5 protein-coding genes are annotated in these 16,242 nt (G+C 73.9%); all 5 read right to left on the bottom strand.

All coding sequences use genetic code 11. The features are described 5' to 3' along the window. Positions 1-38 precede the first annotated feature (38 nt). Entirely contained in the window at positions 39-4,751 is a 4,713-nt protein-coding gene (locus OG344_RS23530; RefSeq protein ID WP_405084929.1) for a type I polyketide synthase, read from the bottom strand. 1 nt (position 4,752) lies between these two features. Beyond that, positions 4,753-13,365, bottom strand: coding sequence for a type I polyketide synthase (locus OG344_RS23525; RefSeq protein WP_405084928.1), 8,613 nt, complete (start codon positions 13,363-13,365; stop codon positions 4,753-4,755). Positions 13,366-13,383: 18 nt separating this feature from the next. Continuing rightward, entirely contained in the window at positions 13,384-14,796 is a 1,413-nt protein-coding gene (locus tag OG344_RS23520; protein WP_405084927.1) for an NAD(P)/FAD-dependent oxidoreductase, read from the bottom strand. A 16-nt stretch (positions 14,797-14,812) separates the two neighbouring features. Then, on the bottom strand, positions 14,813-15,244 hold the full coding sequence (locus OG344_RS23515; RefSeq protein WP_327045433.1) for an SRPBCC family protein: 432 nt from the start codon (positions 15,242-15,244) through the stop codon (positions 14,813-14,815). A 419-nt stretch (positions 15,245-15,663) separates the two neighbouring features. After that, on the bottom strand, positions 15,664-16,140 hold the full coding sequence (locus OG344_RS23510) for a flavin reductase family protein (protein WP_327045432.1): 477 nt from the start codon (positions 16,138-16,140) through the stop codon (positions 15,664-15,666). Positions 16,141-16,242 lie beyond the last annotated feature (102 nt).

The raw sequence follows: 16,242 nt of genomic DNA, 5'->3' as shown, positions 1-16,242 counted from the left end.
CCCCAGTTAGTCCTCAGTCGGTGCCAGGTCGGCACCGGTCAGTGCTCGGTCATCAGTTCGGAGTCGATGAAGGCGAACAGGTCGTCCGCCGACGCCGTGGCCAGCCGCTCGGCCGTCGTCGCCTCCTCCGGCGCGGACGTCAGCCCGTCCAGCAGGGCCTGTAGCTGCGCGGCCACCCGTACGCGTTCCTCAGGAGCCAGCGCGTCCGCCTGCGCGCCGATCCGGTTGAGGTCGGCGAGCACGGCGTCCGCGGACGGCTCCTCCTGCGCGCACAGCGTGGCGCGGAGGTGCTCGGTGAGGGCCTTCGGCGAGGGGTGGTCGAACACCAGCGTGCTCGGCAGTTTCTCCCCCGTCGCGGTGTTCAGCCTGGTGCGCAGTTCGACCGCGGCGACCGAGTCGAAGCCCATGTCCTCGAACGACCGGCCGGGCTCGACCTCGGTCGCGTCGCCGTAGCCGAGCACCGCCGCCACCTGCGTACGGACCAGGTCGAGCAGCGTGCGCTGCTGTTCGGCCGGGCTCATCTCGCGGAGACCGGACAGCGCGGGGGATGGCCCGGCGGGCTCGGCTGCGCCGCCGACGCCGACTCCGGAACCGGCGTCCGCGCCGGCCGGCGGCAACGCGTTCAGCAGGGGCCGCGGCCGGGCCAGGGTGTAGGCGGGGACGAAGCGCGGCCAGTCGAAGTCGGCGATCACGACCTCGGTGTCGTCGTGGTCGAGCGCCTGGCCGAGGGCCTTGACGGCCCGCTCGGGCCGCATCGCCGGGGTGCCGATCCGGCGCAGCACCGCGCCGAGCTCGGCGTCGACCATGCCGCTCTCCCAGGGGCCCCAGGCGATGGAGGTGGCCGTCAGGCCGCGGGCCCGCCGGTCGCGCGCGAGCGCGTCCAGATAGGCGTTGGCGCTGGCGTAGGCGGTCTGCCCGCCGCTGCCCCAGATCGCCGCGCCCGACGAGAACAGCACGAACGCGTCGAGCGGCCGGTCGGCGAGCAGCTCGTCGAGGTGCCGCGCGCCCGCCACCTTGGCCGCGCCGACCTCGGCGAACTCCTCGACGCCGAGGTCGGCCGGCGACGCGATCCGCTGCAGGACCCCGGCGGCGTGCACGACGGCGGTGAGCGGCGGCCCGGCGGGCAGGTTGTCCAGCAGTTCTCGTACGGCGTCCCGCCGGGCGACGTCGCAGGCGACGACGCTCACCCGGGTTCCCCGGGCGGTCAGCTCCGCGGCGAGCTCGGCCGCTCCGGGGGTGGCCTCGCCCCTGCGGCCGGCCAGCACGATGTGCTCGGCGCCGCGGCCCGCGAGCCATCGCGCCACGTGCGCGCCCAGCCCGCCGGTGCCGCCGGTGACGAGGACGGTGCCGCGCGGCCGCCACGATCTCGCGGGTGCGGCGCCGCCGAGACCGGCCCGCACCATGCGCCGGCCGAGGATCCGTCCGGACCTGACCGCGACCTGGTCCTCCCCGGTGGTCCCGGACAGGACGGCGGCGAGTCCGTCGACGGACGCCTCGTCGATCGTCTCGGGCAGGTCGACCAGGCCGCCCCAGCGCTCCGGGTGGTCCAGGGCGACGCCGACGCCGAGGCCCCAGATCGTCGCCTGGCCGGGGCTCGGCGGCGCGTCGGCGGCGTCCGTGCTCACTCCCCGTCTGGTCGCGCACCACAGCGGCGCGGCCACTCCGGCGTCGCCGAGCGCCTGCACGAGCGTGAGGGTTGTGGCGGTGCCGGCGGGCAGCGCGTCGTGCCGGGGATGTGGGCGCTCGTCGAAGGCCAGCAGGGACAGCACTCCCGCGAGGGGCGTCCCGCCCGCGAGGGCCCGGCGGACGGCGGCGGCCGTCGCGGCGCGGTCGTCACCGGCTTCCAGCACCTCGACGGTCGCGCCCCGGCCGGTGAGCCCGGCCGTCAGCGTCGCGACCGCCGCGCGGGCGCCGTCCCCGATCTCTCCGCCGGGTACGGCGACCAGCCACGCGCCGGTCAGCGCGGAGCCGCCGGCGGGCACCGCGTGCCAGTCGATCGTGTAACGCCACGCGTCCAGGTCGGCGTCCGGCAGGGCCGGGGTCTCCCGCCAGTACTGCTTGCGCTGGAAGGCGTACGTGGGAAGGTCGGTCCGGGTGCCGCCGGTGCCCTCGTAGAAGGCCCGCCAGTCGATCGTACGGCCGCGCACGTGCAGGGCGCCCAGCGCCGAGACGACATCGTGCGCCTCGCCGGCGCTGCGGGAGGACCCGCGCAGCAGCGGCACGTACGCGCGGTCCTCGCCCGGCGCGCCGTCGGCGGCCAGCGCGGTGAGCACGGCGGCGGGGCCGAGTTCGAGGAAGGTGGTGACGCCGCCGTCCGCCAGCCACCGCACGGCCTCGTGGAAGCGCACGGTCTGCCGGGCGTTGCGGAGCCAGTAGTCGGCGTTGGCCAGCTCGGCCGCGCCGACCGGCCCTCCGGTGACCGTCGAGACGAGCGGGACCCGCGGCGGGTGGTAGGTCAGCCCCTGGGCCAGGGTGCGCAGTTCGGCGAGCATCGGCTCCATCAGCGGCGAGTGGAACGCGTGGGACACGCGCAGCCGCCGGATCTTGCGGCCCTTGGCCTCGAACCGCGCGGCGAGCTCGCTCACCGCGGCGTCGACGCCGGAGATCACCACGGCGGACGGCCCGTTGATCGCGGCCAGGCCGACCCGGTCGTCGAGCAGCGGCGCGATCTCCTCCTCGCTCGCCTGCACACTGATCATCGCCCCGCCGGCCGGCAGGGCCTGCATCAGCCGCCCGCGCGCCGCCACGAGCTCGGCCGCGTCCGCGACCGACAGCACGCCCGCCGCGTGCGCGGCGGCCAGCTCGCCGACGGAGTGACCGGCCAGATAGTCGGGCCGCAGTCCCCACGCCTCCAGCAGCCGGAACAGCGCCACCTCGATCGCGAACAGCCCGGCCTGGGTGTAGAGGGTCTGGTCGATCGCCCCGGTGTCGTCGTTCCACAGCACCTCCCGCAGGGGTCGCGCGAGGTGGACGTCCAGCTCGGCGGCGACCTCGTCGAACGCCTCGGCGAACGCGGGGAACGCGGCGTGCAGCTCCTTGCCCATCCCCGGCCGCTGCGCCCCCTGGCCGGTGAACAGGAACGCCGTCCCGCCTCGGGGCTGCGCCACGCCGCGCAGCACATCGCGGCCGTCGGTGCCGTACACCAGGGCGGTCAGGCCGCGCCGCAGGTCCTCGCGGTCGGCCGCGACCAGCACCGCGCGGTGCGGCAGCGCCGCCCGCGCGGTCGCCGAGGTGAACCCGATGTCGGGCAGTGACAGCTCCGGCCTGGTGTCCAGGTGGGTCAGCAACCGCACGGCCTGCGCGGGCAGCGCCGCACCGGTGTGCGCGGAGAGCAGCACCGGCAGGACCGGCACCGTCGAGGCCGGCGGGCGCGAGAAGACCTGCGGGTCCTCCTCGGTCGCCGGCGGCTCCTCGATGATCACGTGCGCGTTGGTGCCGCTGAGCCCGAACGAGGAGATCCCCGCGCGGCGCGGGCGCCCGGAGGCGGGCCAGGGAACCGGCTCGGCCAGCAGGCGGACGGCGCCAGACGACCAGTCCACGTTCGGCGAGGGCTCGTCGACGTGCAGCGTCTTGGGCAGGACGCCCTGACGCAGCGCCATGACCATCTTGATGATCCCGGCCACGCCCGCCGCCGCCTGGGTGTGGGCGATGTTCGACTTCAGCGACCCCAGCCAGAGCGGCCGGTCGGCCGGTCGGTTCCGGCCGTACGTCGCGATGATCGCCTGCGCCTCGATCGGGTCGCCGAGCGTCGTCCCGGTGCCGTGGCCCTCGACCACGTCCACGTCCTGGGCCGACAGTTGGGCGCTGGCGAGCGCCTGCTGGATGAGCCGTTGCTGGGACGGCCCGTTCGGGGCGGTCAGGCCGTTGCTCGCGCCGTCGGAGTTGACCGCGCTGCCGCGGACGACCGCGAGGATCGGGTGACCGCCCCGCTCGGCGTCCACGAGGCGTTCGACCAGCAGCAGGCCGACACCCTCGCCCCAGGCCGTGCCGTCCGCCGCCGCCGCGAACGACTTGCACCGGCCGTCGGCCGCGAGCCCCCGCTCCTGGCTGAACCCGACGAACGAGTCCGGCGCGGCCATGACGGTCGCGCCGCCGACGACGGCCAGCGTGCACTCACCGGCCCGCAGCGCCTGGATCGCCCAGTGCAGCGCCACGAGGGAGGACGAGCAGGCCGTGTCGACCGTGACCGCCGGGCCCTCCAGGCCGAAGCTGTAGGCGATCCGGCCGGACGCCACGCTGGCCAGCCCGCCGGCGCCGCCGCCCGGCGCGTAGTCGTGGTAGACGATGCCCGTGAAGACACCGGTACGGCTGCCGCGCAGCGTCGCCGCGTCGATCCCGGCGCGTTCGAACAGCTCCCAGGTGGTCTCCAGCAGCAGGCGCTGCTGCGGGTCGGTCTCCCGCGCCTCCCTCGGGCTGATCTTGAAGAAGTCGGCGTCGAACCGGCCCGCGTCGTGCAGGAAGCCGCCCATGGTGGTGTAAGTCTTGCCGGGCGCGCCGGGTTCGGGGTCGTAGAGCCCGGACACGTCCCAGCCGCGGTTGACGGGGAACGACGAGACGGCGTCGCCCCCGCTCGCCACCAGCTCCCACAGGTCCTCCGGGGACGAGATGCCGCCCGGGTAGCGGCAGCTCATCGCGACGATCGCGATCGGCTCGCCCTGCCGGGCCTCCATGTCGCGGAGCAACCGCTTGGTCCGGCTCAGATCGGCGGTCGCCCGCTTCAGGTAGTCCCTGAGTTTGTCGACGTCAATCATGTCAATCTCCACTGGAAGGGACTGTCGGCGAATCGACGCCGAGTTCGCTGTCGATGGCCGCGAACAGTTCCTCGTCGCTGGCGTAGCTGAAGTCGTTGTTCGTCGCGGCGAGGCCGCCCACCACCCGGGAGTCCTGCCAGCGGCGCAGCAGCGCCTCCAGACGGGCCGTGATCCTGCCGGACTCGTCGCCCATCACGTCGCAGTTCTCCATGGCCGTCTCCAGCGCGTCCAGCTCCGCGAACACCGGCGAGGCCGGGCCTCCGGCACTGATCTCGCCGTCCAGATAGGCGGCGATCGCCTGGCACGTCGGATAGTCGAAGACCAGGGTCGACGGCAGCGAGAGCCCGGCCAGCGCGCTCAGCCGCTTGCGCAGCTCGATCGCGGCCAGCGAGTCGAAGCCGAGCTCGGACAGCGCGCGGTCGGCCTCGACCGGCTCCTGCGAGGAGTGGCCGAGCACCACGGCGACCTGTTCCTGGACCAGGTCGAGCGCCGCCTGCGCCCGCGCGGCTCCGGACAGGCCGCCGAGCCGCTGCCGCAGCGCCACTGCGGCGTCCTCGTCGATCGGCGGCAGGTCGACCGCCATCCGGCCCACGCTCGGCCGGTCCGCGTCGATCCAGTAGCGCTGACGCTGGAAGGCGTAGGTGGGCAGGTCGACCCGGCGGGCGCCGGTCTCGGCGTAGAAGGCCTGCCAGTCGACCGGCACGCCGGCGGTGTGGAGCTGGCCGAGGGCCGCGACGACCGTGCCGGGCTCGGGGCGTCCGGCCCGCATGGTGGCCGTGAAGACCGTGCTGTCGGCGTCGTCGAGGGTCTGCTGGGCCATCGCGGTCAGCACCGCGTCCGGCCCCAGCTCCACGAACCGGGTCACACCCTGCTCAGCCAGGGTGGTCACGGCGTCGGCGAACCGCACCGCGCCCCGCACCTGACCCACCCAGTACTCCGGAGTGCCGAACTCCTCGCCGGCCAGACCGCCGGTGACGGTCGACACGATCGGGATGGACGCCCGCCCGTAGTCCAGGGGCTCCGCCACGGTCTGGAAGTCGGCGAGCATCGGCTCCATCAGGTGCGAGTGGAAGGCGTGGGAGACCCGCAACCGGCGCGTCTTCCTCCCCTGCTCCGCCAACTGCGCCGCCAGAGCGAGGACCGGGGCTTCCTGCCCGGAGACCACCACCGCGCGGGGGCCGTTGATCGCGGCGACGTCCACCCCGCCCGTCAACAGCGGGATCACCTCGTCCTCGGTCGCCTGAACCGCGACCATCGCCCCACCCGCAGGGAGCGCCTGCATCAACCGGCCCCGCGCCGCCACCAGACGGCACGCGTCCGGAAGCGACAACATCCCCGCCACATGCGCGGCGGCCAGCTCACCCACCGAATGACCAGCCAGGTAATCCGGCCGCACCCCCCACGACTCCAGAAGACGGAACAGGGCCACCTCGACGGCGAACAACCCCGCCTGCGCATACGCCGTCTGATCGACCACCTCGGCGTCGGAGCCCCAGATCACCTCCCCCAACGGCCGATCCAGATGCGCATCCAGCGCGTCCGCGACCGCGTCAAACGCTTCGGCGAACACCGGGAACGCCGCGTGCAGTTCGCGGCCCATGCCCAGGCGCTGGGCGCCCTGACCGGTGAACAGCACACCGACCTTCCCCGAAGATCGGGCGACACCCTGCACCACCCCAGGAACGGTGCGGCCCTCCGCCACCGCCGCCAGCCCCGCCAACAGGGCGGCGCGGTCACCACCGGTGACCACCGCACGCCGCTCGAACGCCGCCCGCGTCGTCGCCAGCGACAAGCCGACATCCGCGACGCTGAGGGAGGGGCGGTCCTGCACGAAGGCCAGCACCCGCGCCGCCTGACCGGCCAGCGCGTCCGCCGTCTTCCCCGACACCACCCACGCCACCGGAGCGACCGAAGCCACCAGAACACCGGCCTGGACCTCGCCCTCGCCCGACTGCGAGTCGTCAGCGCCATCGGCGAGCACCACACCCTCGACCAGGGCCGGGGCGGGAGACTCGGTGAGAGTGACATCAGAGGCGGCGAGGTCGGCGGGGGCCTGCTCGATGATGACGTGGGCGTTTGTCCCGCTGATACCGAACGACGACACACCCGCCCGACGGGGACGGTCCACCTCCGGCCACGGCATCGCCTCGGTCAGCAACCGGACCTGACCGGCCGACCACTCGATATGCGGGGACGGCTCGTCCACATGCAGCGTCCTCGGCAACTCCTCGTGCCGGATCGCCTCCACCATCTTGATGACCCCGCCCACACCCGCGGCAGCCTGGGCGTGGCCGATGTTCGACTTCAGCGACCCCAGCCACAGCGGCTGCTCCTCCGGGCGGTCCTGCCCGTAGGTGGCCAGCACCGCCTGCGCCTCGATCGGGTCACCCAGCGTCGTCCCGGTCCCGTGGCCTTCGACCACGTCCACGTCCCGCACCGACAACCGCGCGTTCGCCAGCGCCTGGCGGATCACCCGCTCCTGGGAGGGGCCGTTCGGAGCGGTCAGCCCGTTCGACGCACCGTCCTGGTTCACCGCCGAGCCCCGCACCACCGCGAGCACCCGGTGCCCGAGCCGGCGCGCGTCCGACAATCGCTCGACCAGCAGCACGCCGACGCCTTCACCCAGGGAGGTGCCGTCCGCGCCCGCGCCGTAGGCGCGGCAGCGGCCGTCCGGCGACAGCCCCTGCTGCTCGCTGAAGTCCACCAGCATCTCCGGGGTGGCCATCAGCGTCACTCCGCCTGCCAGCGCGAGGGAGCACTCCCCCGACCGCACCGACTGGGCCGCCAGGTGCAGCGCCACCAGCGACGAGGAGCACGCGGTGTCGATCGTGACCGACGGGCCCTCGAACCCGAAGACGTACGACACCCGGCCGGAGGCGATCGATCCGGTGCTGCTGTTCGCGGCGTAGTCGTGGTACATCATCCCCGCGAACACCCCGGTCGCCGATCCGCGCAGCGAGCCCGGGTCGATGCCGGCCCGCTCGATCGCCTCCCAGGAGGTCTCCAGCAGCAGCCGCTGCTGCGGGTCCATCGTCAGCGCCTCGTTCGGGGAGATCCCGAAGAACCCGGCGTCGAACTCGGCTCCGTCGTACAGGAAGCCGCCGCCCTGCGCGTACACCTTGCCCGGCGCGCCGCGCTCGGGGTCGTACAGCGCGTCGACGTCCCAGCCGCGGTCGGCGGGGAACTCGGAGATCGCGTCCACGCCGTCGGCGACCAGCCGCCACAGGTCCTCAGGCGAGGCCACCCCACCGGGATACCGGCAGGCCATGCCGATGATCGCGATCGGCTCGTCCGCACCCAGTGCGGCCGCCGACGCGGGCGCCGGGACGGCGGCGGAGGCCGCCGCCGGGGCGAGCAGTTCGGCCAGGCGGTTCGCCGCGGCGCGGCTCGTCGGATAGTCGAAGATCATCGTCGCGGGGAGCCGGAGGCCCGTGGCCGCGTTGAGCCGGTTGCGCATCTCCAGCGCGGTCAGCGAGTCGAAGCCCAGCTCCTTGAAGGCCCGGTCCGGCTCGATCGCGTCGGCCGACGAGTGCCGGAGCACGTCCGCGACGCAGGTCCGCACCAGATCGAGCAGCGTACGGCCGACCTCGTCGGGCCCGAGCCCGGCCAGCCGGTCGGCGAGCGAGCCGTCGGCCGTCCCGGTGTCGCGCGCGGCCCGGCGCGGCGGCCGCCGTACCAGGTCGCCGAGCACGGTGGGCAGCGCGTCGGCGGACGCCTGGGCGCGCAGCCCGGCCGCCTCCAGGCGGACCAGGGCGAGGAGGGCGTCCCCGGCGGCGAGCGCGGCGTCGAACAGGATCAGCCCCTGCTCGGGGGTGAGCGGCGGAAGCCCGTCGCGGCGCAGTCTCCGCGCGTGCTGCTCGTCGAGCGCGTCGGCCATGCCGACCCCGGTCCACGGGCCCCAGGCCATGGAGGTCGCCGGCAGGCCCGAGGCGCGCCGGTGGGCGGCGAGCGCGTCGAGGAACGCGTTCGCCGTGGCGTAGTTGGCCTGCCCGGCGGCGCCGATGGTGCCGGCGACCGAGGAGAAGAGGGCGAAGACGGCCAGGTCGAGGTGCTCGGTCAGCTCGTGCAGGTGCCAGGCGGCGTCCGCCTTGGGGCGCAGCACGGCCTCGAAGTCGTCCGGCGTGAGGGTGGCGAGCACCCCGTCGGCGAGCACGCCCGCGGTGTGCACGACGCCGGTGAGCGGGTGCCCGGCCGGAATCGCGTCGAGGACGGCGGCGAGCGCGGCCCGGTCGGCGACGTCGCAGGCCGCGATGACGACGTCGGCTCCCAGGCCGGTCAGCTCCTCGCGAAGCTCCGCGGCGCCGGGCGCGGCGTCGCCCCGGCGGCTCGTCAGCACCAGGTGGCGCACGCCGTACGCGGTGACCAGGTGCCGGGCGACGCGCCCGCCCAGGCCACCGGTGCCACCCGTGATCAGCACCGTTCCGTCCGGGTCGAGCACCCGGCCGCCGGGCACCTGAGCGTAGAGCGCCCCGCCGTCTGCCGCGCCGTCCTGTGCGGCGTCGGCCGGGAGGTTCGTGCTGTCCGTTTCGGGGACCACGGCCAGGCGGGGCATGAACAGTTCGCCGTCGCGCAGCGCCAGCTCGGGCTCGCCCGTGGCGGCGGCGCGGGCCAGCGTCTCGGGGCCCACGTCGGGATCATCGGTGTCGACCAGCACGAACGCGCCGGGGTTCTCGGCCTGGGCCGCCCGGACCAGGCCCCACACGGGCGCCTGCGCCAGATCGACGGGACCGCCGTCCACGGCGACGGCTCCCCGGGTGACCAGCACCAGCGGGCCGGTCGCGGCGCGCTCGTCGGCGAGCCGGTCGCGCAGCGCGGCGAGCACCTGCCGAACCGTCTCCCGCACGTCACCCGGCACATCGCCGCCGGACGTGAGGGGACAGCGATAGACGGCGACCCCGGCGCCTGCCCCGGCATCGGCCGACGAGGCCCCCGCGGGGACGTCGGCGGGTGCGGAGACCGGCCGCCAGACGATCCGGTACGGCGAGAGCGCCTTCGCCTCCGCCGCCGGAGCCAGCTGCTCGGCGGAGACCGGCCGGCTGACCAGCCCCGACACGGTCAGCACCGGACGGCCCGCGGGGTCGGCCGCCTCCAGGCGCACCGCGTCCGGCCCCTCCGGCGTCAGCCGCACCCGCAGCTCGGTGGCGCCGACCGCGTGCAGCGTGACGCCGGTCCAGGCGAACGGCAGGACGGTGTCGCCCGGCCCGGTCACCAGGGCCGTGTGGAGGGCGGCGTCCAGGGCGGCCGGGTGCACCGCGAACCGCTCGGCGTCGGCGTGTGCCTCCTCGGGGAGCCGCACCTCCGCGAACAGTTCGTCGCCGCGCCGCCAGGCCGCGCGCAGCCCCTGGAACACCGGGCCGTAGGCGTACCCGCGCTCAAAGAGCCGGTCGTACGCGCCGTCGAGCGCGATCGCGGTCGCGTCGCGCGGCGGCCAGACCGCGAGGCCGGCGCCGTACGGCGTCTCGGCACGGTCGCGCAGGGCGCCGGACGCGTGACACGTCCACGGCCCGTCGGGGTCGTCGTCCCGGCGCGAGTGGACGGCGACCGGGCGGGCGCCGGACGCGTCGGCGGGCCCGGCCACGACCTGGACCAGCACGCTCTCGTCGTCCGCCAGGATCAGCGGCGCCTGGATGGTGAGCTCTTCGAGCACCGGGCAGCCGGCCTGCCGGCCCGCGGTCAGCGCCAGGTCGACGAAGCCGGTGCCCGGCATGAGCACCGTGCCGAGCGCGTCGTGGTCGGCCAGCCAGGGGTGGGTCTTCAGCGAGACGCGGCCGGTGAACAGGTGCCCGTCGCCGTCGGCGAGGGCGACGGCCGCGCGCAGCAGCGGGTGGTCGATCGGCTCCTGGCCAAGCGCGGTCACCTCGACGGCCGACTCCGGGTTCTGCCAGTAGCGCTCGCGCTGGAAGGCGTACGTCGGCAGGTCGATCACGCGCGCGGCGGGCCGTCCGGCGGTCCAGTCCACCTTCGCCCCGCAGACGTGCGCGTTCGCGAGCGAGGTCAGGAACCGGGTGAGGTCGCCCTGGTCGCGGAGCAGCGACCCGACCACAGCGGCGTCGGCCTCCTCGGCCTCGAAGGTGGCCTCCACGCCGTGCCGCAGCACCGGGTGCGGGCTGCACTCGACCCACAGGTCGAACCCGTCCCGCAGCAGTGCCCGGGTGACCTCGTCGAACCGCACGGTCTCGCGGAGGTTGGTGTACCAGTACTCCGCGCCGAAGGCGGTGGTGTCGGCGAGGTCGCCGGTCACCGTCGAGTAGAACGCGACCGACGCGGGCCGGGGGGTCACCGGGGCGAGGATCTCGACGAGGCGCTCACGGATGGCCTCGACGTACTGGGAGTGGGACGCGTAGTCGACCGGGATGTTCTTGGCCCGCAGGCCCTCGCCGGTCAGTTCGGCGAACAGTTCGGCCAGCGCCCCGGGGTCACCGCAGACCACCACGGAGCCCGGGCCGTTGACCGCGGCCAGGCACAGCCGCCCGCCCCAGCGCTCGATGCGGGCGGTGGCGTCCTCCGCGCCGAGCGGAACGGACATCATGCCGCCCTGTCCGGCGAGCTCCTCGCCGATCAGCCTGCTGCGCAGGGCGACCACCCGCGCGCCGTCCTCCAGGGACAGCGCGCCCGCCACGACGGCCGCGGCGATCTCGCCCTGCGAGTGGCCGACGACGGCCTCCGGGACGACTCCGTTCGCCCGCCACAGCTCGGCCAGCGACACCATGACGGCCCACAGCACGGGCTGCACGACGTCGACCCGGTCGAAACCGGGCGCTCCGGGCTCGCGCCGCAGCACGGCGAACAGGTCCCAGTCGACGAACGGCTCCAGCGCCCGCGCGCAGGCCGCCATCCGGCCGGCGAACGCGGGCGCCTGGTCGAGCAGGTCCGCCGCCATCCCGGCCCACTGCGACCCCTGGCCGGGGAAGACGAAGACGGGACGGCGGGTCACCGGCGCGACACCGGTGACCACCTTGGCGTCGTTCCGGCCGGCGGCGAGCGCCGCCAGCCCCGCGACCAGTTCGTCCCGGTCATCTCCGAGGACGACGGCCCGGTGCTCGAAGCGGGCGCGGGCCGTCGCGAGCGAGTGGGCGACGTCCGCCGCCGCCGGCTCCGGGCGGGCGTCCAGGTGGGACCGGAGCTGCCCGGCCTGGGCGCGCAGCGCCTCCGGGCTCCTCGCCGACAGGATCCACGACGTCACCGGGGACGCGCCGGCCTCCGCCGGGGAGTCCGATGTGGACTCACCCGGGGTCTCGCTGCCGGTCTCGCTATGGGAAGCGGCCGGGGAGCCGGCCGCCTGTTCGATGATCACGTGGGCGTTGGTGCCGCTGACGCCGAACGACGACACCGCGGCACGCCGCGGCCGGTCGACCTCGGGCCAGGGCGTCGCCTCGGTCAGCAGCCGGACGTTGCCCGCCGACCAGTCCACGTTCGGGGTGGGCGCGTCCACGTGCAGGGTCCTGGGCAGCAGCCCGTGCCGGATCGCCTGCACCATCTTGATGACCCCGCCCACGCCGGCCGCCGACTGGGTGTGCCCCAGGTTCGACTTGAGGGAGCCCAGCCACAGCGGCCGGTCGTCGGGGCGGTTCTGGCCGTACGTCGCGATGACGGCCTGGGCCTCGATGGGGTCGCCGAGCTTGGTGCCGGTGCCGTGGCCCTCGACCGCGTCCACGTCCGCCGGCGACAGCCCGGCGTGCTCCAGCGCCCGGCGGATCAGCCGCTGCTGCGACGGCCCGTTGGGCGCGGTCAGCCCGCTGCTCGCGCCGTCCTGGTTCGTCGCCGTCGCGCGCAGCACGGCCAGCACGGGGTGGCCGTTCGCCCGCGCGTCCGACAGCCGCTCCAGCAGCAGCACGCCGCAGCCCTCGCCCCAGCCGGTCCCGTCCGCGGCCGCCGCGTACGACCGGCACCGGCCGTCCGGGGAGAGCGCCCGTTGCTTGCTGAACTCGACGAAGGCGTCCGGGCTCGCCATCAGGCACACGCCGGACGCGAGGGCCAGTGTGCTCTCCCCCGCGCGCAGGGACTGCGCGGCGAGGTGCACCGCGACGAGGGACGACGAGCAGGCCGTGTCCACCGTGACGCAGGGGCCCTCGAAGCCGAAGACGTAGGACACCCGGCCCGAGGCGACGGAGCCGGTGCCCTGCGCGTCGGCGTAGTCGTGGTACATCATCCCGGTGAACACGCCTGTGGCGCTGCCCTTCAGCGTCCCCGGGTCGATGCCGGCGCGTTCGAACGCCTCCCAGGTGGTCTCCAGCAGCAGCCGCTGCTGGGGGTCCATCGCCAGGGCCTCGCGGGGTGAGATGCCGAAGAAGGCCGCGTCGAATTCACCCGCGTCGTACAGGAACGCCCCCTCACGGGTGTACGCCTTGCCGGGTTTGCCGGGTTCCGGGTCGTACAGGTCCTCCGGCCAGCCGCGGTCGGCGGGGAACGCCGAGGTCGCGTCGACCTCGTCGACGACCAGGTTCCACAGGTCCTCCGGCGAGGCCACCCCGTGCGGGTAGCGGCACGCCATCCCGACGATCGCGACGGGTTCGCCGGAGGATCGGTGTTCCAGCTCGGCGAGCCGTCTCTTCGCCTCCCGCAGGTCGGCGGTGGTCCGCCTGAGGTATGCGAGCAGCCTCTCCTCGTTGCCCATTTCTTCTCCGCGAGGTCCCTATGCCGAGGTCTGGGAAACGGCCGAATCAGCGGGTGCGGCGTCGAGGACGCCGGAGAAGCCGGGATACTGCGCGATCGCCTCTTCGGCGGTCAGCGGCGGCAGCTTCGGTCCACGCATCATCGCCACCAGCAGCGGCAACGTCATCATCTTCTTGGGGGTGATCACCAGGGACGCCGCGCTGTAGGTCGCACGGGCCATGGCGGGGTGCTCGGTGACCACGCGGCTCCACCGCGCGGCCATCTTGAGCTGCGATGCGCCGCCGCGGAGGGTCAGGTTGGTGCGCACGTTCGGGAACCACCGGTCCTGGCCGATCGCCACTTCCCACCAGGGCTCGCCGGCCTTCGCGATGCGCCGCTGCGCCCGCCGGGCCAGGCCCTCGGTGAACCCCGTACGCTCCACTTCCTCCCGGAGCGCGAGCGCGCCGAAGGCCGAGATCGACATCCCGGTGGCGTAGTTGGGGTTGAGCGTCATCGCCGCGTCGCCGAGCACGACGAAGCCCTCCGGGACGATCCGCTCGAAGTGCCTGCGCCGGTTGGCCAGGCCGCGGTAGGCCCGGATCTCGCCGAGCGGCGTCGCGCCCGCGAGCAGGTCCGCGATGATCGGGCTCCGCATGCCGCGGGCGAAGTCGAGCCAGCCCTCCTCGTCGGTGGGCGGGTGCGCGCCCCTGGTGCCGATCAGCGCGACGATCCAGCGGCCGTCCTCGTTGGGGAGCAGCGCGGCGCCGCGGCCCGGCTCTCCGATGCTGTTGTCGGCCTGGATCAGGATGCCCGGGAAGTCGTCTCCCGCGGACGGGGGCGCCAGGAACGACCGTCCCGCGTACGCGAAGCCGGCGTCCAGCGTGTCCTCGGCGACCTCGGGCAGGCCCAGGTCGGTGAGCCAGCGGGGAGAGTCGGAACGGCGGCCGGCCGCGTCGACGACGAGGTCCGCCTCGATCGTCTCCTCCGGCCCGCCGTCACGCTCGACGCGTACGCCGGTGACCCGGGAGGCGTCGCCGGTCAGCCCGACGACCTTGGCCGACTGGATCAGGGTGATCCGGTGGTAGCTGAGCGCCTGGCGGCGTACGACGTGGTCGAGCAGCGGGCGGCTGCAGGTGACGACGAAGGGGTCGCCGTCGAAGCGCCGGCTCCAGCCCTGCGGGGACAGCATCGCCATCCGCTCGCCGATCCGCAGGTGGTGCGCCCCATGCGCGTAGAGCAGGTCGGTCGTCTTGGGCAGCAGCGTGTCGAGCGCCATCGCCCCGCCGCCGAAGAGCATGTGGTTGTGGTGGCCCTGGGGAAGCCCGCGCCGCTGGGCGGGCGAGCTGGGAAAGGTATCGCTCTCGATGATGGTGACCCGGTCGACGTGGCGGGCGATCGCAGTCGCCGCCAGCATCCCGGCCATCCCACCGCCGATGATCGCCGCGTGGGTCATCGTCGCACTCCCGGTTTCAGACGCTCGCCGCTCGGCGCTGGGCCTCCTGCTCCAGCGCCGTGAAGGTGTGGTGCATGTCGCGTGCCATGCCCTTGGCCCAGAACAGCTTGAAGACCGGCGTGAACCAGCCGGTCAACTGGACCCGGCGGGTCACCCTGACCTGGCCGGCGCCGATCTGCTCGTAGGTGTTGGTGATGGCCATGGCTCCGCCGGGCATCGGCGACTCGGTCGAGTACTCCTTGCCGGGAATGACCGCGACCACCGTGAACGGGCCTCCGGGGGCGCCGCGCGGCTTGGTCCAGCCCTCCGCGCCCGGCACGAAGTCGCCCTCGAAGCGCGACACGTCGACGTGCGGGTCCCAGCTCGCCCACGAGGCCGGGTCCGACACGGTCTCCCAGACTGAGGCGATGTCGCCGGTGATGGTGGCTGACTCCGTAAGACTCAGCATGAGGTACCTCTTCACTCATCAGGGTTCTTCGGGTGAGCTGGCCGTCGACCACGGCGGCGAACGCTCATTTGCTGATTCATTGAATCGGGATGCAACCCCGAACCGCCAGAGGATTCGCCCCCTATCATTGGCTTAGCAGGGATAGGGGTTTATTGTCCTTTTCAAGGGGAAACGCCCTGAGTGGCGACCGGGAGAATTCGCCCGCAAATGGGGTTAATAGTGGGAGTGCGCGCGATATTCAGCGCCGACCGCTCGATGCCCTGCGCCTGACACGCCGGGCGAAGACAGCCGGGCGGCGCCGCGAGCCGTCGGCTCACGCGCGGGGCGCGGGCCCAATGACGGGCCTGGTGACGGGCCTGGTGACGGACGTGACGACAGGTGGTCGTGACGACAGGTGGTGGGGACGGAAGGCCGGTGACTCACACCGGCTTGCGGACCACGCCGGCCTCCCTGGCCGGCAAGGCGAAGTCACGCTGATACCACAGCAGCGGGGTGCCGCCGACGTTCAGTCGCGTCGCCACCATCGACCCGACCAGCAGGTCGTGGTCCCCGACCGCGAGGGTGCCGCTCGACACGCAGCGGAAGGCCGCTTTCGCGTCGAGCAGGCAGGGCAGGCCGGAGTCGGGCCAGTAGCCCAGTTCGCCGCCCGCGAAGCGGTCGACGCCGTGGGTGGCGAAGGTCCTCGCCAGGTCGCGGTGCTGCTCGCCGAGGACGTTCACCACGAACTCGCGACAGGAGGTGATGGCCGCGTGGCAGCTCGATCGGCGGTCCACGCCGACCAGCAGCAGCGGCGGCTCAAGGGATCCAGACGTGACGGAACTGGCAGTGAAACCCCAGCGACGCCCATTCTCGTCCACTGTCGTGACGATTGTGAGCGGTGCCACGAGTTCCGCCATCGCCTGGCGAAAGGCGCCTGCGTCTATAAGTGATTCCACTTGCATTGTCACGATTTGAGTTTCACATCACGACATAGCCGGGCACATCCCCTGTTGACCCCT

This window comes from Microbispora sp. NBC_01389 (assembly GCF_045040095.1).
GTDB lineage: Bacteria > Actinomycetota > Actinomycetes > Streptosporangiales > Streptosporangiaceae > Microbispora.
Note: the sequence above shows the minus strand (reverse complement) of the source record. Positions and strands in the feature narration are given on the sequence as shown.

Coding starts and splice junctions, on each gene's coding strand:
- OG344_RS23515 (WP_327045433.1), bottom strand. CDS start 15,244: ATGCTGAGTCTTACGGAGTCAGCCACCATCACCGGCGACATCGCCTCA.
- OG344_RS23520 (WP_405084927.1), bottom strand. CDS start 14,796: ATGACCCACGCGGCGATCATCGGCGGTGGGATGGCCGGGATGCTGGCG.
- OG344_RS23510 (WP_327045432.1), bottom strand. CDS start 16,140: ATGGCGGAACTCGTGGCACCGCTCACAATCGTCACGACAGTGGACGAG.
- OG344_RS23530 (WP_405084929.1), bottom strand. CDS start 4,751: ATGATTGACGTCGACAAACTCAGGGACTACCTGAAGCGGGCGACCGCC.
- OG344_RS23525 (WP_405084928.1), bottom strand. CDS start 13,365: ATGGGCAACGAGGAGAGGCTGCTCGCATACCTCAGGCGGACCACCGCC.